Here is a 24,741-nt window from a genome sequence, read left to right on the forward strand (position 1 = left end):
TTTTAACGGACTTGGCTTTTGACGAAATCCTTGACGATTCCCACGATGCCGCGCGACAGCAGGCTGTCGAAGGCATCGACGAAACGGTCGACATGCTCGCGCTGGCAGATCAGCGGCGGCTCGAGACGGATGACGTTGCGGTTGTATTCGGTGAAGGCGACGAGCACGTCATAGTCGCGCAGCAACAGCGCGCCGACGAAGCCCGACAGCGAGCCCTTCAGCTTGTCGTCGAGGACGCTGACGATCGGACGCAGCACCATCGGCAAGGTCTGCGAGAAGTCGTGGAACTCGAGCCCGACCATAAAGCCTTTGCCGCGCACATCCTTGATGATCTTCGGGTACTTCTGCTTCAGCGCCTGCAGGCGCTGCAGCAGATAGTCGCCGGTAGTGGCGGCGTTGTCGATCAGCCCCTCATCATAGAGCACGTTGATGCCCTCGATCGCGGTGACGCAGGCCTCGCCCATGCCGCCAAAGGTGGCCATGGCATGGATCATCGCCGTCTTCGGCGTGCCATAGGCCTTCATATAGACCTCGCGCCGGGCGATCATCGCGCCGACCGCCGCCTTGCCGGCGCCGAGCGATTTCGCCAGCGCCGTCACATCGGGCACGACGCCATAATGCTCGAAGGCATAGAAGCGTCCCGAACGGCCATAGCCGCACTGCACTTCGTCCGCCACCCACAGCACGCCATACTGGTCGCAGAGCACGCGCAATTTCTGCCAGTATTGCGCCTCTGCCTGGATGATGCCGCCGCCGCCCTGGATTGTCTCAAGCACTATGACGCCGACCTCTGGGTCGGAGCGGAACAGCCGCTCGACCGCTTCGATATCGGCGAACGGAATGCGAACGGTGTTCTCAGCCATCTTGAAGTCCGCGCGGTAGAGCTGGCCATCGGTAATGCCGAGCACGCCCTTGGTCTTGCCGTGGAAGGAATTCTCGGCATAGACGATTTTTGGCCTCTTCGGCCCGGCGGCGCGCTCGGCGAGCTTCACCGCCGCTTCCATCGCTTCCGAACCCGACGAGCCCAGAAACACCATGTCGAGATCGCCGGGCGAGCATTTGGCGATGTTGTGCGCAAGGGCCGATGCATATTGCGACATGAAGGCGATGGCGATTTCCTGGCGCTTCTCCTCCTGGAATTTGCGCCGGGCCTCCAGGATGCGCGGATGGTTGTGGCCGAAGGCCAGCGAACCGAAGCCGCCGAAGAAGTCGAGAATCTTGCGGCCGTTCTGGTCGATGTAGAACATGCCTTCGGCACGCTCGATCTTGATCTTGTGGAAGCCGAGCAGCTTCATGAAATGTAGCTGGCCCGGATTGAGATGCGCCTTGAACAGGTCGGTCATGCGCGCGACATCCATCGCCTTCGCCTGCTCGACGCTGATCAGGTCGGGCTTGGCGATGGCGGTAGGCGACAACGCCGGCGCGCCGGCCATGGTGCGCGCGTTCGTCTGCTCAGGCTTGGCCATGACGGTCATTTCGGAGTTCTCCTGGTCGTCCCACTTATTCGGCGGGGACATGATTGGCGGTGACGGCAAGCCCGTCTTTCTTGGCGCGGTATTCGCTGTAGGCGGCGATCAGCATGTCCTCGTCGCGATATTGCGGCACCCAGCCGAGCTGGCGCTCGGCCTTGGATACGTCGAGCACGCACTCCTCATCGGCGATCAGATATTGTTCGGGATCCATGATCGGCATGTTCATGAGATCGAGCAGGTCGAGGGTGCGCTTGACCGCCCAGCCCGGCGTCGGGATCAGCAGCGATTTCGAGCCGGCATGCTTGATCAGGTCGCCCAGCAATTTCTTCACCGGCGGCGGATTGAGGGAGCCCAGATTATAGGCCTGGTTGGGCACGCCTGCCTTCCAGGCCGCGCGGGCAGCTTCCGCGCAATCGAACACCGAGATGAACTGATAGGGGTTCTTGCCCGAGCCGATCATCGGCACAGGAAAATTCCAGTCGATCAGTTTGAACAGCTTTTCCAGGATCCCGAGCCGGCCGGGACCGATGATCAGACGCGGGCGAAACAGCGAGATCGACATGCCGCGCTTGCGCCATTGAGCGGCGAGCTCCTCGGTCTTCTGCTTCGACCAGCCATATTCGCCGAGCGGCGCGACCGGGTGCTCCTCGGTCATCGGCTGGGTGACCGTGTGGCCGTAGATCATGTCGGTGGTGTAGTGGACGAGCTTGGACGCGCCGGCCTTGTCCATCGCCTGCATGATGTGTTCGGTGCCGTGGAAATTCACCGGAAAGAAGAAGTCGTGACGCTTGGCCCGCACCTGGATCGGCGACAGCATTTTGGCCGACAGGTTGTAGACCATGTCGTCGGCCTTCAATCCGATGTTGGCCACCGAGGCCGTATCCGTGACATCGCAGGTGACGAAGCGAACGTTGCGATAGTGCGTCAGGTCGCTCTTGACGATGTCGGCAACGACAACCTCTTCACCATCGGCCAAAAGCTTCGGGGCAAGATGACGGCCGACGAAGCCGTCGCCGCCGAAAATAACATGTCTCATCGAACGATCTCGCTGGTCTTGTCGGGGATGATGGAAGCGGTTTGGTCGTCATGCCCGCGCCCGCCCAAGTCTCGACCGCTTTGCGCGATCAGCACGGTGCCGACGCAGATGAAGGCGATGCCGGCAATGCGCCAGGCATTGAGGTCCTCGCGGAAGATGAAATAGGCGAAGATCGCAACCGCGACATAGGCAAGGCTGAGGAACGGATACGCAAAGCTGAGCTCGACCTTGGACAGCACATAGAGATGCGAAGCCATCGAGATGACGAAGGTGCACAGGCCGAGAAACACCCATGGGCTGAAAACGACCTGCAACAACTTCAACAGCGGATTGGTGCCTTCGAACGAAATGGGACCGAGCGACATCATGCCTTGCTTCAGCATCAGCTGCGCGGCGGCATTGGTCATGACCGTGAACAGAATGAAGACGATGTATTTCATGTTTTGCACCCGCCACTCGCAACGGTCCTATTACTAACCTGCAAACATTTCGTGAAGTCACGACAATGCTTTGAGTAAACCACGGAACTCACGATCTATTCACCATGACTTATTCGGATTGTACCTATTCAGCTGCCTCGACACGCCCTGGCCGGACGTTGAGCTTTTTCGCCGTCCGCAGCCAGAAACTGGACACGAACGCCGGGTCGCGCAGCGCTTCAAGCCGCTGCCAATTCGGGAAGGAGGCCGCGAAAGTATCAGCGCCCATGCGCGCATCCTTGTACGGGTTGACCGCGCCGCCGGCCGCGACCGTGATGCGGTCGAGTTCGCTGAGCAGGGCCAGCGTCCTGTCGCCGCGATTGGGGAAATCCAGTGTCAACGTGAAGCCTGGCCGCGGAAAGGACAGCAGCCCCGGCGAGCGGATCGAGCCGAAGCGCTTCAACACGGTGAGGAAAGAGCCCTGCCCGGCCCGTCGCGCCGCCTCGAGCAGCGCCGGCACGGTCTGACGCGCGACATTTTCCGGCACCAAGCTCTGGTGCTGGTAGAGACCTTTCGGGCCATACAGCCGGTTCCAGTCGCCGAGACCATCAAGCGGAAAGAAAAAGCCCTGGTAGCCGGTTTGGCTCGGCCCCGGCGAGCGCCCCTTCTTCCACCGATAGGCGGCGTTGAAGGCGGTGAGGAACGGCCGGTTGAGCACATTGAACGGCGGCTGGAACGGCACTGAAAAACGGGAGCCGGCGCGAGACGCCGCGTGCGAGCCGTACTCGGCATGATTGCCTGTCAACAACAGGCCGCGCCCGCGGCCATGGCCGCCGGCAAGCTGGTCGATCCAGGCGACGGCATATTCATTCGCCTGGTCGGCGGCCTCGGCCAGTTCGAAGAATTCGCTAAGATCGGCAAACCGCGTTACCTTCTCGGCGATATCGAGCGAATGCACCCGCATCAGCCGGATCGAGGCCGACAGGATCAGGCCGGTCAGCCCCATGCCGCCGATCGTCGCCGCAAACAGCCTTGCATTGTCGGTTGCCGAGCAGGTGTAGGTCCGCCCGTCCGAGCGCAGCAGCGTGAACGACTCGACATGGCAGCCAAAGGTGCCGCGCCGGTGATGGTTCTTGCCATGGACGTCATTGGCGATCGCGCCGCCAAGGGTGACGAACTGGGTGCCTGGGACGACAGTCGGAAAGAAACCGTAAGGTGCAGTGTGCGCAATGATATCGGAGAGGAACACGCCGGCCTCCGCCTCGAGCAGGCCGGTCTCGGCATTGAAGGCGCCGATGCGGTTCAGCGGCCGCATGTCCACGACCGCACCTGGCTCGTTCTGGCAGGAATCACCGTAGGAGCGGCCATTGCCATAGGCGAGCAGAGCGTTCTTTGTCGCCTTGCCGCTTCGCATCAGCGCGATGGCATCGTCGGCCGCGATGGCTCGCTTTGCGGCCGGCGTGGCGAGGCCAAAACTCCGGTACCGTTCGCCGGCCATGCCCTACCAGCCTCCCGCGACCAGAAGGGCGGCGCCGATCACCACGACGATCTGGCTTCGCCAGTCGCGAATGATGAAGATGACCGGATCGTCATTCATCTCGTTGCGGCGCGCCAGGATCCAGACCCGCATGGTCAAATACAGCACGATCGGCGCCAGCGGCCAGACCAGCCAGGGATGCGGATAGAGTTCGCGTACCGCGACGCTGTCCATGTAGAGCGCCAGCACCAGCGCCGAGGAGAAGGCCGACGCCATTCCTGCCTGGGCGACGATCTCCTGATCTTCGATGCGGTAGCCGCGACCGGCAATGCGCTCGCCCACCGGAATGGCTGTGGTGCGCAGTTCGACATAGCGCTTCACCAGCGCCAGCGACAGGAAGAAGAAAATCGAGAAGGCGAGCAGCCAGAACGAGACTTCGACCCCGGTCGCCGCAGCACCTGCCAGCACACGCACCGTGTAGAGCCCGGCCAGCGTCAGTACGTCGGCTAGGAGCATGCGCTTGAACGACAGCGAATAGGCTGTGGTCACCACCAGATAGCCGGCGAGCACGCCCAGGAACTCGATCGGCAACAGAAGCCCGGCGGCAATGCCGATCGCCAGCAGCACCGCCATCGCGCCGAGACCGAACGGGATCGACAAAGCGCCGCTGGCGAAAGGCCGGTTGCGTTTGGTCGGATGCTTGCGGTCGAGCGCAAGGTCGAAGAAATCGTTGAGAATGTAGATGGCGGAAGCCACGGCGCTGAAGGAGACGAACGCCAGCAGGCATTGCCAGATCATGTTAATGTTGAAGTATTCATGCGACAGCACCATCGGCACCGCGACCAGCGAATTCTTCAGCCACTGATGCACCCGCAGCATCTTGACGAATGTCTTCAATGTCCTTTTCGGCGCCGGCATCCTTTCGGCGCTATGCGCGGCCTGCCAGCGCTTCGCATGGCGGTCGGGCGCCACGACGATGGCGTTGCGCGCGGCTCCGAAAACCTTGAGGTCGTGCCGGCTGTTGCCGGCATAGTCGAAACCGCCGTCGCCATAGGCGGCGATGAGCGCGTCGCGCTTGCGGCCCGAGGTCATGTTGTGGGGACCGTCGGTCGCCAGCACATAGTCGAAGACGCCCAGATGCGCGGCGATCGTCTCGGCGAACTTGCGTGGCGTACCGGTCGCCAGCACGATCTTGCGTCCGTCGCTATGGTCGGCGAGCAGCCGCTGCAGCAGCGCTTCGCGATAGGGCAGCGAGGCCGGATCGATGTCGATGCGGTCGGCAATCGCTTGTTTCAGCCGCGCCGGGCCGGCGGCCAGCCAGAACGGAACCAGGAAAACATACAGCGGATTCTTCTTGAGCAGGATGAACAGGCCTTCCCAAAGAAGATCGGTCGCAATCAGCGTGCCGTCGAGGTCGACCGCAAGCGGGATTGCGTTCTTGTCCGACCGCGCATCCATATCTTTCCTGCCCAGCTCAAAAACCCGTCGCGCCACGTTTCGGCGGCTTGGTATCCGGCATAGCGAGCAACGGCGCAACGAACGTTAAAACGTCTGGTTGCAACGGATATGCGCCGGGGTATTTCCCTCGTCATCGTTAAGCAACCGTTGCCGTAGACGAGAAAAGGCCGGGCATTGCCCGGCCTCTGCAAGAGCTGCCTGCCGACGTTACTTGATGCGGGCAACGCCACCCGAGATTTCGACCGTTTCCGAGCCGGTCAGGGCCTCGAGGTCACCATTGGGCAAGGTGACGAAACAGCCGTTAGGGCAGAATTCCACGGTTTCGCCGGCCGCCAGCGCCAGCTCCGTCTTGCCGCCGCCTTCCGTCACGATCAGCGTACGGGTCTCAGCATCCTTGTTGACCGCGCTGGCGGCAAAGGCCGAGCCACTCGCTGCGGTAAGAGCGATGGCGACGACGAGCGACTTCCACATTTTGCAATATCGGTGTTTCCACACCGCCTCTGTTGCATTTCGCAAGGCATTCTCGCCTTTGCATGTGAGCTTATATGAGATGCAAGCTGAACCGCAACTGAATGCCGCATTCATGCCGCAATTGGTTTGGGAGGGGCTTGGGGCCCTAGCTAGGATCGGGTTTGCGGGCCTTGCGACCAGTCTTGGCCAGCCGCTTCGCCTCGGCGGCGGCTCTGGCCTTCGCCTGCTCCTTCTCGGCGAACTCGACCTCGATCTTGTCGTCGTCGATCGGCCATGCGTCGGTCTTCTTGACCTTGACCTCGGCGCGCGGCGTCGAGGGGATTTCTATGTGCTCGGCGTCAAAAGCATCGAGAACGGCAAAGCGGATATCGTTCTGAACGATGGCGCCGTTCAGCACATCGGCCAGGAACACGCGGATCTCGAACTCGAGTGCTGCCGGCCCGAAATTGGTGAACAGCACGAAGGGTTCCGGGTTCTTCAGCACCAGCGCATGGCCGCGCGCAATCTCAAGCAGGACCGCGTGTACCCGCTTGACGTCGCTGCCATAGGCGACCCCGACCTTGATCTCCACACGTCCGAGCTTGTTGCGGTGCGTCCAGTTGCCGACGGCGTTGTTGATGAGGTTCGAATTGGGCAGGATCACCGATTGCCGCTGGAAGGTCTCGATTTCGGTGGCGCGCACGCTGATCTTCTTGACCGTGCCTGATGTGTCGCCGGCGACGATCCAGTCGCCGACCTTGAACGGCCGCTCGGCGAGAAGGATCAGGCCCGACACGAAGTTGGACACGACATTCTGCAGGCCAAAGCCGATACCCAGCGAGAGTGCGCCGGCAACGAGCGCCAAATTGGAAAGATCGATGCCCGCCGCCGAGATGCCGACCAGGCCGGCGAGCGCGACGCCGGCATAGCCGACCGCCAGCCGGATCGAGTTGCGCACGCCGGTATCGACCTTGCCGCGCGCCATAACCGAGCCGTCGAGCCAGCCCTGGAACCAGCGGGTCAGGAAATAGCCGATGATGAAGACGACGATGCCGGTGAGGATGCCGGTGACCGAAATCGTCACCGAACCGACGGTGACGCCTGTCGCCAATTTATAGCCCCAGGCCTGGATATCGCCGGGCTGGAAGCCCCACATCAACAGGATCAGCGGCAGGAACACCAGCACGATCATCAGGTTGATGGCGACGCTGACGACGAGGCCGAGTTGGTCGAGCGCGGTGTCCTCATAGCTGGAATTGGTCTTCAGCCAGCGCCCGATGGACGTGCCGGCGAAACCACCCTCCTCGCCGATCTCGCGCGCCGACAGGAAGCCGATATAGGCGGTGAGCAGGATGGTGCCGGTGACCACGACCTGCAACGAGACGAAGATGGCAAGACCGATATAGCCGAACAGCGCCGCCGCAATCGTGAACAGGCCGAGCGCGACACAGGTGTAGCGCAGCCAGGCCGGCCAGGGGCGCCAGCGCCCGTCGGCGTCCTTGTAAGGCTTCAGCAGCGCCATAAGGATCAGGATGACGCCGACGATGACGGTGGCGACAAAACTCCTGGCCACCGTCAGCGACAGGGGCGAGCCCATCTTGTCGTTGACGATCGACAGGAAATTGTTGATGCCGATGACGACTGCCATGGCCGTCGTCAGCCGCACCAGCCAACGCGCCGGGCCGGTCTCGACCTGGATCAGGCGCCAGTTCGGCATGCTAGGCGACAGCGCCGCATTGGTCAGGCGGTTGACACAGAACACTATGGCGATGACGGCTGCCAGCGCGTTGAGGAACACGCCTATGTCGCCGCGCAGCACATTGTAATAATTGTACAGGAACACCGTCGAGGCGAGGAAGGCGCTGACCGCCAGCGTCGGCAGCAAGGTCGACCAGAACGCCACCGACAGGCGACTGAGATACGTCGGATCTTCAACCGACGCGTCGGCCTCGAAGATGCGCCCAAACAGGCGGCGCCCACCGACCAGAAGCACCACGGCCAACGCGAGCGCCATGAGGGTCGCCGCGAGCATCGCCTGGAACTTGAACTTGAAGGCAAAGCTCAGCCACGATGACACCGCCCTGTAGAAGTTGGCGTATTCGTCCCTGGCGTCGGAAAACACTTGCGGGCTCAGTGCATCGGACAGCACATAGCGCTTGGTCAGCCCGCTGCGAAACAGCTCGCTACGCATATTGCCGATCTTCTCGATCAGCGCATTGATGCGGATCGACAGGTTCTGCGCGCCGGCGATGACGGCGTTGATCTCCGCCTTTTCCGACGCCAGCGCCTGGCGCTCGCCGGTAACGATATCCGGTTCAGGCGGCTGTCCGGCAGCCGGGGGCGCACCAAGCTGCTCAAGCCTCGAATTGATCTCCCCCAGCCGGGACCGGAACGCCAGCGCGCTGTTCAGCGCAGCGCGCGACAGCTCTTCCAGCTGCAGGCGGATCTCGACAAGGGTGGTGTCGTCGAGGCCGTCCTCCTGGACTTTCTTCTCCAGAGCGTCGGTTTTCGTCGTCAAACCCTGCAGGATTTTCTGCTGGTCGGCGACCAGCCCGGCAGGCGCCTGGCCCAGCCCCTGCGCCATCGCGCCGAACGAATGCGGCGCCAAGGCAACGAGCGCGAGGACCAGGATCAGGCGAAAGAAGCGAAAAAGCATAATGGTGGCGACTCAAAGGGCGGCAAGGCCGCTTCTAAAGCGGTCCTTGATAGAGACGCTCATCCCGTGGGGCAAGTCGTGGCGAAGTCATCGCAGTTGGGCGCCTTGCGGGAGTCGGCCAGTCGAAAAGCCATGGCGCAATCTTGGCTTTGCGCCCGCCGCCTGCTCTATAGTCTGCCGCATCGCGCCGAGCCGGAAGGTTTCAGGTCTGTCCGACCTGAAACCTTCCGGCTCTAGAAATCAAAGATATAGAGCATGATGTCGTTCGAAAACCGCTTCACACTTTTCGGCATCATGCTCTAGGGATGACATGAAGAATGGCGGAATATTCAGCCCTTTCGCTTCTCACGAACGCGCTCAAGGGAAACAAGGACTGGAAGCCGGCCTGGCGCAAGCCCGAGCCCAAGGCCTCCTATGATGTCATCATCATCGGTGGCGGCGGTCATGGCCTGTCGACGGCCTACTATCTGGCCAAGGAGCACGGCATCAACAATGTCGCGGTGCTGGAAAAGGGCTGGCTGGGTTCCGGCAATGTCGGCCGCAACACCACGGCGGTGCGCTCCAACTACCTTTTGCCGTCCAACACCCGCTTCTACGAACATTCGATGAAGATGTGGGAGAACCTGTCGCACGACCTCAACTACAACGTCATGTTCTCGCAGCGCGGCTGCCTGAACCTGGCTCACACGCCGGCCCAGTTCGACGACTTGGCCAGGCGCGGCAACGCCATGCGCCATCTCGGCGTCGATGCCGAGCTGATGAGCACCGCCGAGATCGCGCGCCTGGTCCCGGCGCTGGACATGTCGGCCTCCGCGCGCTTTCCCATCGTCGGCGGCCTGATGCAGCCGCGCGCCGGCACCGCCCGTCACGATGCGGTTGCCTGGGGCTATGCGCGCGGCGCCGACCGCCGCGGCGTCGACATCGTCGAGAATTGCGAGGTCACCGGCTTCCTGCGCGACGGCGACCGCATCACCGGCGTGCAGACGACGCGCGGAGAGATCCGCGGCAAGAAAGTCGCCGTGGCCGTTGCCGGCAGCACCGGACGGGTGATGCAGCTTGCCGGCATCGACAGGATGCCGATCGAGAGCCATGTGCTGCAGGCCTTCGTCACCGAATCGCTGAAACCTTTCGTCGACACGGTGCTGACCTTCGGCATGGGTCATTTCTACATGTCGCAGTCCGACAAGGGCGGCCTCGTCTACGGCGGTGACATCGACGGCTACAACAGCTACGCTCAGCGCGGCAACCTGCCCATCGTCGATGAGGTGATGAGCGAGATGCTGGCGCTGTTTCCCGGCCTTGCGCGTGTACGCATGCTGCGCTCCTGGGGCGGCGTCTGCGACATGTCGATGGACGGTTCGCCGATCATCACCACCGGCCCGCTGCCCGGCATGTATCTCAACTGCGGCTGGTGCTATGGGGGCTTCAAGGCCACGCCGGCCTCGGGCTGGTGCTTCGCATACACCATCGCCAAGGACGAACCGCACGCGTTCAACGCGCCGTTCACGCTCGACCGTTTTTATCGCGGCCTGGTGGTTGACGACAAGGGCCAGGGCGCAACGCCCCGGCTGCATTAGGGTTCAAACAAATGCTTATCACTTGTCCCTATTGCGGCCCGCGCGACGTCATCGAGTTCACCTATCAGGGCGACGGCAACCGCGAGCGCCCGCAGCCCAACTCGCAGGACCTCGACGCCTGGAACGCCTATGTCTACGATCGGCTGAACCCGGCCGGCGACCACAATGAGATCTGGCAGCATTCGGGCGGCTGCCGCACCCATCTGAGGATGGTGCGCAACACGGTCACGCATGAGATTTCCAGCACCGGTTTCGCCCGCGGCGACCACAATGCCGCCGCCCGGCACAAAGCCGGAGGCAAGTCGTGAGCCCGCGCCGCACCGAGACCGGCGGCCGCGTCGATCGCATGCGCACCATCCGCTTCACCTTCGACGGCACGCCCTACACCGGCCATGCCGGCGACACGCTGGCCTCGGCGCTGCTTGCCAACGGCGTCACGCTTTTCGGCCGCTCATTCAAATACCACCGCCCGCGCGGCCTGCTCTCGGCCGGCGTCGAGGAACCGAACGCGCTGGTCACGGTGCTGCGCGGCGAAGTGCGCGAGCCCAACATCGCCGCAACCATGGTAGAGATCTATGACGGGCTGGTGGCCGTCAGCCAGAACCGCTTTCCCTCGCTCGCCTGGGACATCAACGCCGTCAACCAGCTCGGCGGCAAGATCCTGGCCGCCGGCTTCTACTACAAGACCTTCATGGGCCCTGTCTTCGGCCCCTTGAAAGGCACCCGCTTCTGGATGTTCTGCGAGCATTTCATCCGCCGCGCCGCCGGCCTGGGCCGCGCCGGTATTGCCGCCGACACCTCGCGCTACGAGCGCATGAACGCGTTTTGCGACGTGCTGGTGGTCGGCTCCGGCCCGGCCGGCCTGTCAGCCGCCAAGGCCGCTGCCGACCAGGGCGCGCGCGTCATCCTGGCCGAACTCGAGCCGCGTTTCGGCGGCTCGGCCAACTGGTCCGGCGAGGCCATCGACGGCGCGCCGGCCGCCGACTGGGCGGCGCGCGCCGTCAGCCAGCTCGAAGGCCATGACACGGTCCGCCTGCTGCCGCGCACCACGGTGTGGGGCTATTATGACGGCAACACGCTAGCCGCGCTCGAGCGCGTCACCGACCACAAGGAAAGGCCCGGCAAGGGCGAGCCGCGCCACCGCTACTGGGCCATCCGCGCCAAAACGGTGGTGCTGGCCACCGGCTCTTTCGAGCGGCCGCTTGTATTCCCCGGCAATGACCGGCCGGGCGTCATGCTGGCGCATGCCGCCGACCGCTATGCCAACGACTATGGCGTGCTGCCCGGCGACAGGATCGCGCTGTTCACCAACAATGACAGCCCCTATCGCTCGGCGCTGGCGCTGAAAAAGGCCGGCGCGGCGATTGTTGCCATCGTCGATGTGCGCCCCGAACTGTCGGCCGAGATGCGCAGCCTGGCCACCGAGGCCGAAGCCGAAATCCTCTCCGGCCATGCCGTGGTCGCCACAGAGGGCGGCAAGGCGCTCTCCGGCCTGAAGGTGCAGCGCTTCGACATGAACTCGGGCACGCTCAGCGGTGATACCCGTAGCATCCATGCCAATTGCCTGCTGATGTCGGGCGGCTGGTCGCCGACCATCCACCTCGCCAGCCAGGCTGGCGCGAGAGCCGAGTGGAATCCTGCCCGCCAGGCCTTCCTGCCGCCAAAGCAAACGCAACAGCGCTGGCCAAATCAGCAATGGATTGGTGCGGGTGCTTTCAACGGCAGCTTCTCGACTATCGAAGCGATCACTGAGGGCCGCGCAGCCGGCCTGTCCGCAGCGGGCGGAGCGGCTGCGCCGGCAGCCTTGCCGGATGTCGAAGCAGCCCCGGGAAACCCAGATCCGGCCCCGGTGTTCGAGATCAAGGCGAAAGGCAAAAGCTTCGTCGACTTCCAGCATGATGTCACCGCCGAGGACGTGCGGCTGGCGCATCGCGAAGGCTTCGTCTCGGTCGAGCACCTGAAGCGCTACACCACGCTCGGCATGGCGACGGACCAGGGCAAGAATTCCAACGTGCCGGGTCTCGCCATCATGGCCGAGGCGCTGGGCAAACCGATCCCCGAAGTCGGCACGACCCGCTTCCGCCCGCCCTATTCGGCGGTCTCCATCGGCTCGCTCGCGGCCGAGCGCTTCGGCGATCTGAAACCCGAGCGGCTGACGCCGATGCATGACTGGCACCTCGCCAATGGCGCGACGATGTATTCCGCTGGCCTCTGGTATCGACCAATGATCTACGGCCTTGCCGGCGAGACGGTCGAGCAGGCCTATGTCCGTGAAGCCAGGGCGACGCGCGAAAGTGCCGGCATCGTCGACGTCTCGACGCTGGGCAAGATCGCCGTGCAGGGACCGGATGCCGGTGAATTCCTCGACCGCGTCTACACCAACATGTTTTCTACCCTCCCCGTCGGCAAGGCCCGCTACGGCCTGATGCTGCGCGAGGATGGGCTGGCCTTCGACGACGGCACCACATGGCGGCTTGGCGAACAGGATTTCCTGATGACGACCACCACGGCCAACGCCGGCAAGGTGATGCAGCATCTGGAATATTTCCTCGACGTCATCTGGCCGGAACTCAAAGTGCATGTCACCTCGGCAACCGACGAATGGGCGGGCGCGGCCATCGGCGGGCCGAAGGCGCGGGCCATCCTCGCCGCCTGTGTCACCGGCACTGCGGTCGACAACACAGCCCTGCCCTTCATGGGCATCGTGCGCGGCGAGATATCAGGCGTGCCGGTGATGATTTGCCGGCTGTCCTTCTCCGGAGAAATGGCCTTCGAGGTCTATTGCGGCGCCGGCTACGGCACCCATGTCTGGGAAGCCCTTATCGAAGCCGGCAAGCCGTTCGGCCTGGTCACCTACGGGCTGGAGGCGTTGGGCACGATGCGCATCGAAAAGGGCCATGTCACCGGCGCGGAGATCGACGGCCGCACCACGGCGCGCGACCTGCATCTCGACTGGATGCTGTCGAAGAAGAAGCCGTTCATCGGCTCGGCGATGATGGACCGAGAAGGCCTGATCGCGCCCGAGCGGCTGCAGCTGGTCGGTCTGGTCTCGCTCGACAATCGGCCGTTCAATGGCGGAGCCCACCTCGTCGAGGAACTGGACGAAGCCAATCCGCACGACTCCATCGGCCATATCACCGCCTGCTGCTACTCGCCGGCGCTGGGCAAGCACATCGCGCTGGCTTTGGTCGAGGGCGGCAAGGCGCGCCATGGCACCCGGGCATTCGTCTCCGATCCGCTGCGCAAGCGGTTCGGGCCGGTCGAAATCGTCTCCAACCATTTCTACGACCCGGACGGGAGCCGCATGCATGGCTGAGCGCCAATCAACCGAACGCCAATCACCCGAGCGCCTCTCGCCGCTCGAGCCGGTGTTCCATCGGGGTTCGCACGGCAATTTCGAGCATGGCGTCGATGTCATCCTGACCGAAATCAGGCCAGGCTCGATCCTGCAACTGGCCGCATGGCCGGGCGCGGAAAAGCAGCTGATCGAGGCGATCGGCAAGGTCACCGGGCTCGCTTTGCCCGACGGTGCCGGCGGCGGTCTCGCCAAGTTCGGCAAGGCCGTGTTCGGTTTCGCGCCTGGAAAATTCACGGTCGTCGACGATGCCGAGGGCCTGGCGGCGCGTTTTGCCGGGGACGTAACCCCGGCAATCGGCACGATCACCGACCTGTCGCATGGCCGCACCGCTATCCGCATCGCCGGCCCTAAGGCCGAATGGGTGCTGGCGAAATTCTTCGCCATCGACTTTGCGCTGCCCGCCTTCCCCATAGGCTCCGGCCGTTCGACCACCCATCACGACGTCTTTGCGCAGATCCAGCGCACCGGCGCCGACCAGTTCGACATCTATGTCTTCCGCTCCTTCGCCCGCTCGTTCTGGAAGGCGCTCTGCCATGCCAGCGAGGAGGTCGGCTACGAGGTTCAGTAGGGCCGACAGCCGTTCTGGCCTCAAGGCCAGCCGGTTCTGCCGCTAGAGAATGCTCCAATGGAAGCCCATGGTGGGGAACGTGGCCCAACCGGCCCAGGGGATTAAAAAGATCCCGTCTCATAGTCGGCATCGTCGTTTGGTTCGAACATCCCCATGACCGCAGAACTATCCGCCGGCGCCACGGATCGCGCCGATGTGTCGGCCACAGCCTTGCTCCTGCTGCCGCTGACGGTCGCCTGCGGCGTGTTCATGACCAGCCTCGACCAGAATGTCGTGGTCACCGCCCTGCCCGGTATCAGCGACAGCCTCGGCCGGCCGCCGAGCCAGCTCGGCCTGTTGATCACCGTCTATGTCGCCAGCCTGATCATCTCGATGCCGCTCGGCGGCTGGGCGGCCGACCGCTTCGGCCTGCGCAACGTTTACTGCTTCGCCTTGCTGGTGTTCGCCGCGTCATCGGCGCTGTGCGGATTGTCCAACGACATCTGGACGCTGGTCGGCGCCCGCGCGCTGCAAGGCTTCGGCGGCGCCTTGATGGGGACGCTCGGCCAGGTCGTCATCCTGTCGACCTTCCCGCGCAGCCGCACGCTGAAGATCAACATGTATATTTCGCTGGCCGGCCAGTCCGGACCGCTGGTCGGCCCGCTGGTCGGCGGCGCGCTGACGACTTATATCTCCTGGCGCTGGATCTTCTTCATCAACGTGCCGTTCGCGCTGGCGGCGGCCGTTCTTGCCGCCTCGCTGTTTCCGACTGTTACCAAACCGGTGCGCACGCCGTTCGATTTCCCGGGCTTCCTGCTGGTCGGCAGCGGCATGGTCCTGCTGGTCTTCGGCATGGATTCGCTTGCGGCCAAAGACGCCGCCGGCAGCATGATCGCGGCCGAGCTGACGCTGGCGATCGTCATCCTGACGCTTGCTTCCTTCTACTGCCTGCGCGCCCGCAACCCCTTGCTTGACCTGAAACTCCTGCGCATCCGCACCTTTCGCATCTCCTTCCTCACCGGTGGTGGGCTGGACACGATCGGCCTGAGCTCGGTCGTTTTCCTTTTGCCGCTGATGTTCCAGCTCGGCTTCGGCATGAGCGCGGTGCAGGCGGGATCGCTGACTTTCGTCGCCGCAATCGGCTCGCTGATCATGCGTGTGTTCATGCCGCGCCTGCTCAACCGTTTCGGCTTTCGCCGCGTGCTGGTCGTCAACACGCCGATCGTTGCTGCCATGGTAGCGGGCTTCGCCTCGATTGAGGCGACAACGCCGGTCTGGATCGTGCTCGTCTATATCTTTGCCTTCGGCGTTCTGCGCTCGGCGCAGTGGGCTTCGACCGGCAACCTCGCCTATTCCGACATCGCGCCCGACCAGCTCGCCCGCTTCAGCGCGCTCTACTACATACTGTGGCAGTTGGGGGTGGCGATCAGCGTCGGCCTGGCGGCGGCGCTGTTGTCGTTCCTGGCTGGCGGCAGGCCGGCGGTGACCAACGATTTCCGCATCCTGTTCGTGGTCGAGGGCGTCATCACGTTGTGCGCGCTGATCGCCTATCTCAGACTGACACCGCAGGACGGCGCCCATGTCAGCGGCCACGGCGCGCAGATGAACGTGGAATGAGGCCCCGGTAGCCGAGTCCTAGCCGCTGAATGTCACCCACTCTTCCAGCGGCACGCGGTCGGTGCGGAAGTCGTTTTCGGGTTTCGACGTATCCTCGAGGCCGAGCGCCATGCCGCAGACGACGATCTCCTCATCGGGGATGTTGAGCACCGGCCGGATCTGCCGGTGATAGGGCGCGAAGGCGGCCTGCGGGCAGGTGTGCAGGCCCCTGCCTCGCGCGGCCACCATGATGTTCTGCAGGAACATTCCGTAGTCGATCCACGAGCCCTGGTTCAGCCGCCGGTCTATGGTGAAGATCATGCCGACCGGCGCGTCGAAGAAGACGAAGTTGCGGTCGTGCTGGGCGCGCATCTTGTCGACCTCGCGGCGGCCGATGCCGAGTGCCCCATAGAGCCCGAAACCGTTGGCGCGGCGGCGGGTGAGATACGGCTCGAAGAACTGGGTGGGGTAATAGCGATACTCGTCCCAATCGGCCTTTTCGGCCCGGATACCGGAATTCAGGATGGCATCGGTGATCTGCTGCTTGACCTCGCCCTTGACGACATAGACCCGCCAGGGCTGCATATTGGTGCCCGAAGGCGCGCGCGCGGCGACGCCAAGAATGGCTCGGATCGTCTCGTCATCGACCATGTCGGGCAGGAAGGCGCGCACCGAACGGCGCGAGATGATCGCCTCGTCGACAACAGCCGCGTTATGCGCTGCCAGGCCGTTTTTTTCCAGCATGGGCCGTCCCTTTGCGCACACTTCGAAAGCCGAACCGGCTATCGGAAAAGACCTTGCGCAGATTTCAATCCTTGGTCGCCGACCCGCATTCCCACACCCGCCGCTCGTGCCAGAGCCTTTGCATGAACCGCCAAAATCGCGCAAGCAAATCTTGTGTGTACATGAAAATTCGCTTGATTTTTTCACGGACGTGAGCTCTCATGAAATTCATTTCCAGTTTTTCCTCAAGTGAGCGTTTTGCCCCCAGCTATCCCCAAAACATTGCAGGGACCTGACGAGCGCCTGCTGGCGAGCGACATCCGTGCGCTGCGCAAGGCGCGCGGGCTGACGCTGGCTGAGATCGCGCTGAAGCTTGGTCGCTCCGTCGGCTGGGTCAGCCAGGTCGAGCGCGGCCTGTCTATCCCTTCGCTTGGCGACCTCAGGGCTTTCGCAGACCTGTTCGGCGTGCCGCTCAGCCTGTTCTTCAGCCACGACGTGCCGATCGAAAAGGAGCGCGGCTTTGTCGTGCGCGCCGGCAGCCGGCGCACGCTTGGCACAAGCGAATCCGGCCTCGTGGAAGAGCTTCTGTCGCCCGATCTCGGCGGTAGTTTCGAGATGGTGCGTTCGATCTTTGCGCCGGGCGCCGAGATGAAGAGCGAGCAGCTGCGGCCGACCGAGGAAGCCGGCTACATCGCCTCTGGCATTTTCGAGATCGAGATAGCCGGCGTCTGGCACCGGCTCGGCGAAGGCGATTCCTTCCGCTTCGAGCGCAAGCCGTACCGCTGGCGCAATCCCGGCAGCGAGCCGGCCGTGGTCATCTGGGTGGTTTCGCCGCCTGTTTATTGAATGCATGTCGCCCAAAGTGTGCAGCGGTTTGGGAAACGACATGCATCAAGCAAAAAGATAGAAGCGCAGCGCGCTTCAGGTTTGGGAGAAGAATATGGCCGGTTTGCCGACCACGGCACGCGTGGTGATCATCGGAGGCGGTGTCGTCGGCACCTCCTCGCTCTACCATCTGTGCAAGGCGGGTTGGACCGATTGCGTGCTGCTTGAAAAGAACGAGCTGACATCGGGCTCGACCTGGCATGCCGCCGGCAATGTGCCGACCTTCTCGTCGTCCTGGTCGCTGATGAACATGCAGCGCTATTCGACCGAGCTCTATCGCGGCTTGGCTGATGCCGTCGACTATCCCATGAACTACCACGTTACCGGCTCGCTCCGCCTCGCCCACACCAAGGAGCGCATGCAGGAGTTCCAGCGCGCCAAGGGCATGGGCCGCTACCAGGGCATGGACATCGCCATTGTCGGCCCTGATGAGATCAAGCGCCGCTATCCCTTCATCGAGACGCATGACCTCAAAGGTGCGCTCTACGATCCAAACGACGGCGACATCGACCCCGCGCAGCTGACGCAGGCACTGGCCAAGGGTGCGCGCGACATGGGCGCCAGGATCGTCCGCTTCTGTCCGGTGTCAGGTGTGCGCCGCGAGAACGACGAATGGGTTGTCGGGACGCCGCAAGGCGAGATCCGTTGCGAGATCGTCGTCAACGCCGCCGGCTACCGAGCCGCGGAAGTCGGCAAAATGTTCGGCCGCGACGTCCCGATGATGGTGATGAGCCATCAGTACATTTTGTTCGAGGAAATCCCCGAACTGGTGGCCTGGTCGAAGGAGCAGGGCAAGAAACTGCCGCTGCTGCGCGACGTCGACACATCCTACTATCTGCGCCAGGAAAAGAACGGCATGAATCTCGGTCCCTATGAGCGCAATTGCCGCGCGCATTGGGCAACCCACAACGACCCGATGCCGGAGGACTTTTCCTTCCAGCTCTTCCCCGACGATCTCGACCGTCTCGAGCACTACCTTGCCGATGCCGTAGCCCGCGTGCCGATCCTGGGCACTGCCGGCCTGTCCAAGGTGATCAACGGGCCGATCCCTTACGCGCCGGACGGCAATCCGCTGATCGGTCCGATGCCCGGCGTTCCCAACGCGTTCGAGGCCTGTGTCTTCACCTTCGGCATCGCCCAGGGCGGCGGCGCCGGCAAGGTGCTGGCCGAATGGGTGACGCAGGGCCAGACCGAATGGGACATGTGGTCTTGCGATCCGCGCCGTTTCACCAGCTTTGCGGCCGCCACCGACTATAGCGTCGCCAAGGGCATGGAGATCTACGGCAACGAATACGCCATCCAGTTCCCGCGCCATGCCTGGCCGGCCGGGCGCGACCGTAAGCTGTCGCCGATCCACGATCGCATCAAGGCGCTCGGCGCCCAGTTCGACGCCTATAATGGCTGGGAGCGTGCCACCTGGTATGCGCAACCCGGTGACGACACGTCGGAAGAAGCAACACTCACCTTCCGCCGCGACGGGCCATGGCAGCACCGCGTGCGCGAAGAATGCCTGGCGGTGCGCGACGCCGCCGGCATTCTGGACCTGCCCGGCTTCTCGCGCTTCAACCTCGAAGGTCCTGGCGCAGCCGAATGGCTGGCGCTGCAGGTCACCGGCCTGGTGCCCAAGCCCGGCCGAATCGGCCTCGCCTATTTTGCCGACGACAAAGGCCGCATCGTCACCGAGATGTCGGTGGTGCGCCATGGCGAAGAGCAGATGACTCTGATCACCGCGGCGGTAGCGCAGTGGCACGATTTCGAATGGCTGAAGTCGCGCCTGCCGAAGGACGCAGCTTTCACCCTCACCGACAGGACCGAAGACTATTCGACGCAAATCCTCGCCGGCCCCAATTCGCGCAAGATCCTGGCCGAGGTCTGTGGCGCGGATCTCTCGCTGCCCTGGCTGACGCATCAGGAAACCACCATCGCCGGCCGCTGGGCGAAGCTGGTGCGGGTATCCTTCGCCGGCGAACTCGGCTGGGAAATCCACACCAAGGTGGGAGACACCGCCGCCATCTTCGACGCCGTCTGGACGGCGGGACAAAAACACGGTCTGAAACCGTTCGGCATGTATGCGCTGGATTCGCTGCGCCTCGAAAAGGGCTACCGGACCTGGAAGGGCGACCTGTCGACCGACTATACGGTCCTGCAGGGCGGGCTCGAGCGCTTCGTAAAATGGGACAAGCCCGACTTCCGCGGCAAGGCAGCCCTGCAGAACGAAAAGCAGCAAGGCGTAAAGAAGCGCTTCGTCACGCTGGTGGTCGAAAACCCCGGCGATTGCGACGCGCCGTCGGTGTCGACGCTCTGGCATGACGGCAAGATCGTCGGCGAGACGACGTCCGGCGGCTGGGGGCATCGCATCGACAAATCGATCGCGCTCGGCATGCTGCGCGCCGACCTGGCTGAACCCGATACCGCGATCGAGATTGAAATTTTTGGCGATCGTTTCAAGGCAGTCGTGCAGAAAGACGAGCCGCTGTGGGATCCGAAAAACGAAAGACTGAGAGCATGAAGAAAGTCATTCTCACCGATGGCGGCATGGGCCAGGAACTGGTCCGCCGCAGCAGCTCCGAGCCGACGCCGCTCTGGTCGGCCAGGGTGCTGATCGACGAGCCGGATCTGGTGCGTGACCTGCATGCCGAATTCATCCGGGCCGGCGCTCGCGTCATCACCATCAACACCTATTCGGCAACGCCGGAGCGGCTCGCGCGGGAAGGAGCAGAAGACCTCTTCAAGCCCTTGCAGAAGCGCGGCATCGAATTGGCAAGACAGGCATGCGACGAGGCAGGCGATGCAGCGATCGCCGGCTGCCTGTCACCGCTGTTCGGCAGCTATGCGCCGGCGCTGACCATATCGTTCCAGGAGACGCTGGACATCTATCGCCGCATCGTCGCAGAGCAGGCCGATGGCGTCGACCTGTTCCTGTGCGAGACCATGGCCTCAGCCGAGGAAGGCCGTGCGGCCGTTACCGCTGCGTCGGAAAGCGGCAAACCTGTCTGGGTATCTTGGACGCTCGCCGATCACGGCGCGCCGCGGCTGCGCAGCGGCGAAACAATAGCGGCAGCGGCGGACGCCCTCGACGGCCTGACGGTTGCAGCGCGCCTGGTGAATTGCTGCCGGCCAGAAGCTATCGCCGCGGCACTGCCCGAATTGATTGCTCTCGGCGGCCCGGTCGGCGCCTATGCCAATGGCTTCACCTCTGTCGAAGCGCTCAAGCATGGCGGAACGGTCGAAGTGCTGCACGCACGCCACGACCTTGATCCGGATGCCTATGCCGACCAGGCGCTCGGCTGGGTCGCCGCTGGCGCCACCATCGTCGGCGGCTGCTGCGAAGTCGGCCCTGCCCACATCGCCGCCTTGCGCGACTGGCTCGAACAGGCCGGCCACGAAATCTCGGGAGTATCCTGATGCCCAGACCGTCATCGCGCATTTCCGGCATCGTGCCTTCGGGCAAGGATGGCTGGGAGGTCCACACCGAGGCATGGGCCCGCAAGGAGGCCGGACAGGACATCATCATGCTGTCGGTCGGCGACCATGATTTCGATACGCCGAGCCAGACGATCGAAGCCTGCGTGACGGCGGTTCGCGGCAGCAACCATCACTACACCCCGCTGTCCGGCGTTCCGCGCCTTCGCAGGGCGATGGCGGCGGCCTCGACCGCTTGCACCGGGGTCGAGACGGCACCTGACCAAGTCATCGCCACGCCGGGCGGCCAGGCTGCCCTTTACGCGGCCGTGCAGGCCGTTCTCGACCAGGGCGACCACGCTATCGTGGTGGCGCCCTACTACGCGACTTATCCCAACACGTTCAGCGCCGCCGGCGCCAGCTTCACCGTCGTCGAGACACCGGCCGAAGACGGTTTCCAGCCGCACGCCGAGATGATCCGCGCGGCGCTCAAGCCCAACACGCGCGCCATTTTGATCAACACGCCGAACAACCCGACCGGCGCCGTCTATTCGCGCGAGCGGCTGGAAGAGCTGGCCGAGATCTGCCGCGAGCACGATCTCTGGCTGCTGTCGGACGAGGTCTACTGGACGCTCGGCGGCGGCGAGCACATCTCGCCGCGCGGCCTGCCCGGCATGGCGGAGCGCACGCTGGTCATCAATTCGATGTCCAAGAGCCATGGCATGACCGGCTGGCGCATGGGCTGGCTGACCGGCCCGGCGCAGATGATCACGCTGTTGACCAATCTCAATCTGGTGACGACCTACGGCCTGCCGGCCTTCATCTCGATCGCCTGCGCCGAGGCGCTGGAGAACCGCTTTGGCGTCAAGGAGATCGCCGAACGCTATGCGGCGCGCCGCACCGTCCTGCTCGACGCCGTGCGCGGCATGAACAATGTCAGCGTGCACGGCTCCGAGGGCGGCATGTATGTCATGCTCGACATCTCCGCCGTCGAGCCCGACGACGAGAAATTCGCCTGGGCCTTTCTCGACCAGGAGAGTGTCGGCGTCATGCCGGGTTCCAGCTTCGGCAAGGCCGCTGCCGGCCACATCCGCATCAGCCTCTGCCAACCGGAACCGGTGCTTCAGGAAGCCGCAAAACGCCTGCGCCGCTTCGCATCCGGCTATCGCCGCGAGGCCGCATGACCAGAAGCATTCCCACCAAGGCCCGCGCGGTTATTATCGGCGGCGGTGTCTCCGGCTGTTCCGTCGCCTACCACCTGGCCAAGCTCGGCTGGACCGACATCGTGCTGCTGGAACGCAAGCAGCTGACCTCGGGCACGACCTGGCACGCCGCCGGCCTGATCGGCCAGCTGCGCGGCTCGCAGAACATGACGCGGCTGGCGAAATATTCGGCCGACCTCTACGTCAAGCTGGAGGCCGAAACCGAAGTCGGCACCGGCATGCGCCAGGTCGGCTCGATCACCGTGGCGCTGACCGAGGAGCGCAAGCACGAGATTTATCGGCAGGCCTCGCTCGCCCGCGCCTTCGATGTCGATGTGCGCGAGATTTCGCCTGGTGAAGTCAAGGAGATGTACCCGCATCTCAACGTGTCCGATGTGGTCGGCGCCGTGCATCTGCCGCTCGACGGCCAGTGCGATCCGGCCAACATCGCCATGGCGCTGGCCAAGGGCGCCCGCCAGCGCGGCGCCGCCATCGTCGAGAATGTGAAGGTCACCAAGGTCCATACCAAGGCCGGTCGCGTCACCGGTGTGTCGTGGGCGCAAGGCGAGGATCAGGGAACGATCGAGGCCGACATCGTCGTCAACTGCGCCGGCATGTGGGCGCGCGAGCTCGGCGCCCAGAACGGCGTCACCATCCCGCTGCATGCCTGCGAACATTTTTATCTCGTCACCGAGCCGATCCCCGGGCTCGGTCGTCTACCGGTGCTGCGCGTTCCCGATGAATGCGCCTACTACAAGGAAGATGCCGGCAAGATGATGCTCGGCGCTTTCGAGCCTGTGGCCAAGCCCTGGGGCATGGACGGCATCCGCGAGGATTTCTGCTTCGACCAGTTGCCGGAGGACATGGAGCATTTCGAGCCGATCCTCGAAATGGGCGTCAACCGCATGCCGATGCTGGCAACCGCCGGCATTCACACCTTCTTCAACGGCCCCGAAAGCTTTACCCCCGACGACCGCTATTATCTCGGCGAGGCCCCGGAACTCCGTGGCTACTGGATGGCGACCGGCTACAATTCCATCGGCATCGTCTCGTCCGGCGGCGCCGGCATGGCACTGGCGCAATGGATCAACGATGGCGAAGCGCCCTTCGACCTCTGGGAAGTCGACATCCGCCGCGCCCAGCCATTCCAGAAGAACCGTAGGTATCTCAAGGAGCGTGTCTCCGAAACACTCGGCCTGCTCTATGCGGATCACTTCCCCTACCGGCAGATGGCAACGTCCAGGAATGTCAGGCGCTCGCCTTTGCACGAGCATCTGAAGGCGCGCGGCGCCGTGTTCGGCGAAGTCGCCGGCTGGGAGCGCGCAAACTGGTTCGCCCGCGAGGGACAGGAGCGCGAATACCGCTATTCCTGGAAGCGGCAGAACTGGTTCGACAACCAGCGCGAGGAGCACCTGGCGGTCCGCAACAAGGTCGGCCTGTTCGACATGACCTCGTTCGGCAAGATCCGTGTCGAAGGCCGCGACGCCTGTGCCCTCCTGCAAAGGCTGTGCGCCAACGATATGGACGTGGCGCCGGGCAAGATCGTCTACACCCAGATGCTCAACCAGCGCGGCGGTATCGAAAGCGACCTGACGGTGTCGCGGCTATCTGAGACCGCCTACTTCCTCGTCGTGCCGGGCGCGACGCTGCAGCGCGATCTCGCCTGGCTGCGCCGGCATGTCGGCGACGAATTCGTCGTCATCACGGATGTCACAGCAGCTGAGGCGGTGCTCTGCCTGATGGGTCCGGATGCGCGAAAACTGATGCAGAAGGTCAGCCCTAATGATTTTTCTAATGAGAACAATCCGTTCGGCACCTTCCAGGAGATCGAGATCGGCATGGGCCTCGCCCGTGCCCACCGCGTCACCTATGTCGGCGAACTCGGCTGGGAACTTTATGTCTCGACCGACCAGGCGGCTCATGTCTTCGAGGCGATCGACGAGGCCGGCGGCGATGTCGGCCTGAAACTTTGCGGCCTGCATACGCTGGATTCCTGCCGCATCGAAAAGGCGTTTCGGCATTTCGGCCACGACATCACCGACGAGGACAATGTGCTGGAGGCCGGCCTCGGCTTTGCGGTCAAAACCGCCAAGGGCGAGTTCATCGGCCGCGATGCGGTGCTGAAGAAAAAAGAAGCCGGCCTGTCGCGCCGGCTGGTGCAGTTCCGTTTGAAAGACCCTGAACCCCTGCTCTTCCACAACGAGGCGATCCTGCGCGACGGCAAGATCGTCGGCCCGATCACATCGGGGAATTACGGCCACCATCTCGGCGGCGCGATCGGACTGGGCTATGTGCCCTGCCAGGGCGAGAGCGAGGCGGATGTGCTGGCCTCGTCCTACGAGATCGAGATCGCCGGCGAGCGTTTTGCGGCGGAAGCATCGCTGAAGCCGATGTACGATTCCAAGGCGGAACGGACGAGGATGTAGCACCTTTTTACCCTCCCCTTGTGGGGAAGGTCGGCTCGCAGTCGGAGCGAAGCGGCG

The 24,741-nt window shown here is 63.6% G+C and carries 18 protein-coding genes; 10 read left to right on the plus strand and 8 right to left on the minus strand.

Annotation, left to right across the window (positions count from 1 at the left end; all coding sequences use genetic code 11):
- Positions 1-2 precede the first annotated feature (2 nt).
- The 7 genes from NKJ76_RS13855 to NKJ76_RS13885 all read right to left on the minus strand — a co-directional run bounded on the left by NKJ76_RS13855 (position 3) and on the right by NKJ76_RS13885 (position 8,968).
- The gene (locus NKJ76_RS13855; RefSeq protein ID WP_352537767.1) at positions 3-1,433 is read right to left on the minus strand and encodes an aspartate aminotransferase family protein; all 1,431 of its coding nucleotides are present in this window, start codon (positions 1,431-1,433) and stop codon (positions 3-5) included.
- Between the two features lie 67 nt (positions 1,434-1,500).
- The gene (locus tag NKJ76_RS13860; RefSeq protein WP_352537675.1) at positions 1,501-2,508 is read right to left on the minus strand and encodes an NAD-dependent epimerase/dehydratase family protein; all 1,008 of its coding nucleotides are present in this window, start codon (positions 2,506-2,508) and stop codon (positions 1,501-1,503) included.
- Positions 2,505-2,948 (minus strand): EamA family transporter, encoded by a 444-nt coding sequence (locus tag NKJ76_RS13865; protein WP_023699265.1) that lies wholly within the window; start codon positions 2,946-2,948, stop codon positions 2,505-2,507. The genes NKJ76_RS13860 and NKJ76_RS13865 overlap by 4 nt, the downstream gene beginning before the upstream one ends.
- A 124-nt stretch (positions 2,949-3,072) precedes the next feature.
- Entirely contained in the window at positions 3,073-4,425 is a 1,353-nt protein-coding gene (locus NKJ76_RS13870; protein ID WP_352537676.1) for an FAD-binding oxidoreductase, read from the minus strand.
- Between the two features lie 3 nt (positions 4,426-4,428).
- Entirely contained in the window at positions 4,429-5,862 is a 1,434-nt protein-coding gene (locus NKJ76_RS13875; protein WP_352537677.1) for a UbiA family prenyltransferase, read from the minus strand.
- A 207-nt stretch (positions 5,863-6,069) separates the two neighbouring features.
- Complete coding sequence (locus NKJ76_RS13880; protein ID WP_023670370.1) at positions 6,070-6,333, minus strand: hypothetical protein; 264 nt, start codon at positions 6,331-6,333, stop codon at positions 6,070-6,072.
- Positions 6,334-6,478: 145 nt separating this feature from the next.
- Positions 6,479-8,968: a mechanosensitive ion channel family protein gene (locus NKJ76_RS13885; RefSeq protein ID WP_352537678.1), complete on the minus strand. Its 2,490-nt coding sequence runs from the start codon at positions 8,966-8,968 to the stop codon at positions 6,479-6,481.
- Between the two features lie 317 nt (positions 8,969-9,285).
- Here NKJ76_RS13885 and NKJ76_RS13890 point away from each other — a divergent pair, with 317 nt between their 5' ends.
- The 5 genes from NKJ76_RS13890 (at position 9,286) to NKJ76_RS13910 (ending at position 16,067) form a co-directional block, all read left to right on the plus strand.
- Positions 9,286-10,545, plus strand: a complete 1,260-nt coding sequence (locus tag NKJ76_RS13890) for a sarcosine oxidase subunit beta family protein (protein WP_352537679.1) — start codon at positions 9,286-9,288, stop codon at positions 10,543-10,545.
- A gap of 11 nt (positions 10,546-10,556) precedes the next feature.
- Positions 10,557-10,853, plus strand: a complete 297-nt coding sequence (locus NKJ76_RS13895) for a sarcosine oxidase subunit delta (protein WP_023670367.1) — start codon at positions 10,557-10,559, stop codon at positions 10,851-10,853.
- Complete coding sequence (locus tag NKJ76_RS13900) at positions 10,850-13,861, plus strand: sarcosine oxidase subunit alpha (protein ID WP_352537680.1); 3,012 nt, start codon at positions 10,850-10,852, stop codon at positions 13,859-13,861. Before NKJ76_RS13895 ends, NKJ76_RS13900 begins: the two co-directional genes overlap by 4 nt.
- On the plus strand, positions 13,854-14,471 hold the full coding sequence (locus tag NKJ76_RS13905) for a sarcosine oxidase subunit gamma (protein WP_050587437.1): 618 nt from the start codon (positions 13,854-13,856) through the stop codon (positions 14,469-14,471). Before NKJ76_RS13900 ends, NKJ76_RS13905 begins: the two co-directional genes overlap by 8 nt.
- Before the next feature lie 153 nt (positions 14,472-14,624).
- Positions 14,625-16,067, plus strand: a complete 1,443-nt coding sequence (locus NKJ76_RS13910) for an MFS transporter (protein WP_352537681.1) — start codon at positions 14,625-14,627, stop codon at positions 16,065-16,067.
- A gap of 18 nt (positions 16,068-16,085) precedes the next feature.
- Here the strand turns inward: NKJ76_RS13910 and NKJ76_RS13915 are convergent, their stop codons facing one another.
- Positions 16,086-16,790, minus strand: coding sequence for a nitroreductase (locus NKJ76_RS13915; RefSeq protein WP_023670762.1), 705 nt, complete (start codon positions 16,788-16,790; stop codon positions 16,086-16,088).
- Positions 16,791-17,051: 261 nt separating this feature from the next.
- Here NKJ76_RS13915 and NKJ76_RS13920 point away from each other — a divergent pair, with 261 nt between their 5' ends.
- From NKJ76_RS13920 to NKJ76_RS13940, 5 genes are all read left to right on the plus strand, one after another.
- Positions 17,052-17,615 carry a helix-turn-helix domain-containing protein gene (locus NKJ76_RS13920; RefSeq protein ID WP_081726057.1) on the plus strand — a complete coding sequence of 188 codons (564 nt, stop codon included), beginning with the start codon at positions 17,052-17,054 and terminating at the stop codon, positions 17,613-17,615.
- Between the two features lie 94 nt (positions 17,616-17,709).
- Positions 17,710-20,163 carry a GcvT family protein gene (locus NKJ76_RS13925; RefSeq protein ID WP_352537682.1) on the plus strand — a complete coding sequence of 818 codons (2,454 nt, stop codon included), beginning with the start codon at positions 17,710-17,712 and terminating at the stop codon, positions 20,161-20,163.
- The gene (locus tag NKJ76_RS13930) at positions 20,160-21,059 is read left to right on the plus strand and encodes a homocysteine S-methyltransferase family protein (RefSeq protein WP_023739110.1); all 900 of its coding nucleotides are present in this window, start codon (positions 20,160-20,162) and stop codon (positions 21,057-21,059) included. Before NKJ76_RS13925 ends, NKJ76_RS13930 begins: the two co-directional genes overlap by 4 nt.
- A complete protein-coding gene (locus tag NKJ76_RS13935; RefSeq protein WP_023739111.1) occupies positions 21,059-22,240 on the plus strand; it encodes a pyridoxal phosphate-dependent aminotransferase in 1,182 nt (393 codons plus the stop codon). Before NKJ76_RS13930 ends, NKJ76_RS13935 begins: the two co-directional genes overlap by 1 nt.
- Positions 22,237-24,684, plus strand: coding sequence for a GcvT family protein (locus NKJ76_RS13940; protein WP_352537683.1), 2,448 nt, complete (start codon positions 22,237-22,239; stop codon positions 24,682-24,684). The genes NKJ76_RS13935 and NKJ76_RS13940 overlap by 4 nt, the downstream gene beginning before the upstream one ends.
- Positions 24,685-24,741 lie beyond the last annotated feature (57 nt).

The organism is Mesorhizobium sp. M0029 (genome assembly GCF_040323735.1).
Classification (GTDB): domain Bacteria; phylum Pseudomonadota; class Alphaproteobacteria; order Rhizobiales; family Rhizobiaceae; genus Mesorhizobium.

Coding starts and splice junctions, on each gene's coding strand:
- NKJ76_RS13855 (WP_352537767.1), bottom strand. CDS start 1,433: ATGGCCGGCGCGCCGGCGTTGTCGCCTACCGCCATCGCCAAGCCCGAC.
- NKJ76_RS13860 (WP_352537675.1), bottom strand. CDS start 2,508: ATGAGACATGTTATTTTCGGCGGCGACGGCTTCGTCGGCCGTCATCTT.
- NKJ76_RS13865 (WP_023699265.1), bottom strand. CDS start 2,948: ATGAAATACATCGTCTTCATTCTGTTCACGGTCATGACCAATGCCGCC.
- NKJ76_RS13870 (WP_352537676.1), bottom strand. CDS start 4,425: ATGGCCGGCGAACGGTACCGGAGTTTTGGCCTCGCCACGCCGGCCGCA.
- NKJ76_RS13875 (WP_352537677.1), bottom strand. CDS start 5,862: ATGGATGCGCGGTCGGACAAGAACGCAATCCCGCTTGCGGTCGACCTC.
- NKJ76_RS13880 (WP_023670370.1), bottom strand. CDS start 6,333: ATGTGGAAGTCGCTCGTCGTCGCCATCGCTCTTACCGCAGCGAGTGGC.
- NKJ76_RS13885 (WP_352537678.1), bottom strand. CDS start 8,968: ATGCTTTTTCGCTTCTTTCGCCTGATCCTGGTCCTCGCGCTCGTTGCC.
- NKJ76_RS13890 (WP_352537679.1), top strand. CDS start 9,286: ATGGCGGAATATTCAGCCCTTTCGCTTCTCACGAACGCGCTCAAGGGA.
- NKJ76_RS13895 (WP_023670367.1), top strand. CDS start 10,557: ATGCTTATCACTTGTCCCTATTGCGGCCCGCGCGACGTCATCGAGTTC.
- NKJ76_RS13905 (WP_050587437.1), top strand. CDS start 13,854: ATGGCTGAGCGCCAATCAACCGAACGCCAATCACCCGAGCGCCTCTCG.
- NKJ76_RS13910 (WP_352537681.1), top strand. CDS start 14,625: ATGACCGCAGAACTATCCGCCGGCGCCACGGATCGCGCCGATGTGTCG.
- NKJ76_RS13915 (WP_023670762.1), bottom strand. CDS start 16,790: ATGCTGGAAAAAAACGGCCTGGCAGCGCATAACGCGGCTGTTGTCGAC.
- NKJ76_RS13925 (WP_352537682.1), top strand. CDS start 17,710: ATGGCCGGTTTGCCGACCACGGCACGCGTGGTGATCATCGGAGGCGGT.
- NKJ76_RS13930 (WP_023739110.1), top strand. CDS start 20,160: ATGAAGAAAGTCATTCTCACCGATGGCGGCATGGGCCAGGAACTGGTC.
- NKJ76_RS13935 (WP_023739111.1), top strand. CDS start 21,059: ATGCCCAGACCGTCATCGCGCATTTCCGGCATCGTGCCTTCGGGCAAG.
- NKJ76_RS13940 (WP_352537683.1), top strand. CDS start 22,237: ATGACCAGAAGCATTCCCACCAAGGCCCGCGCGGTTATTATCGGCGGC.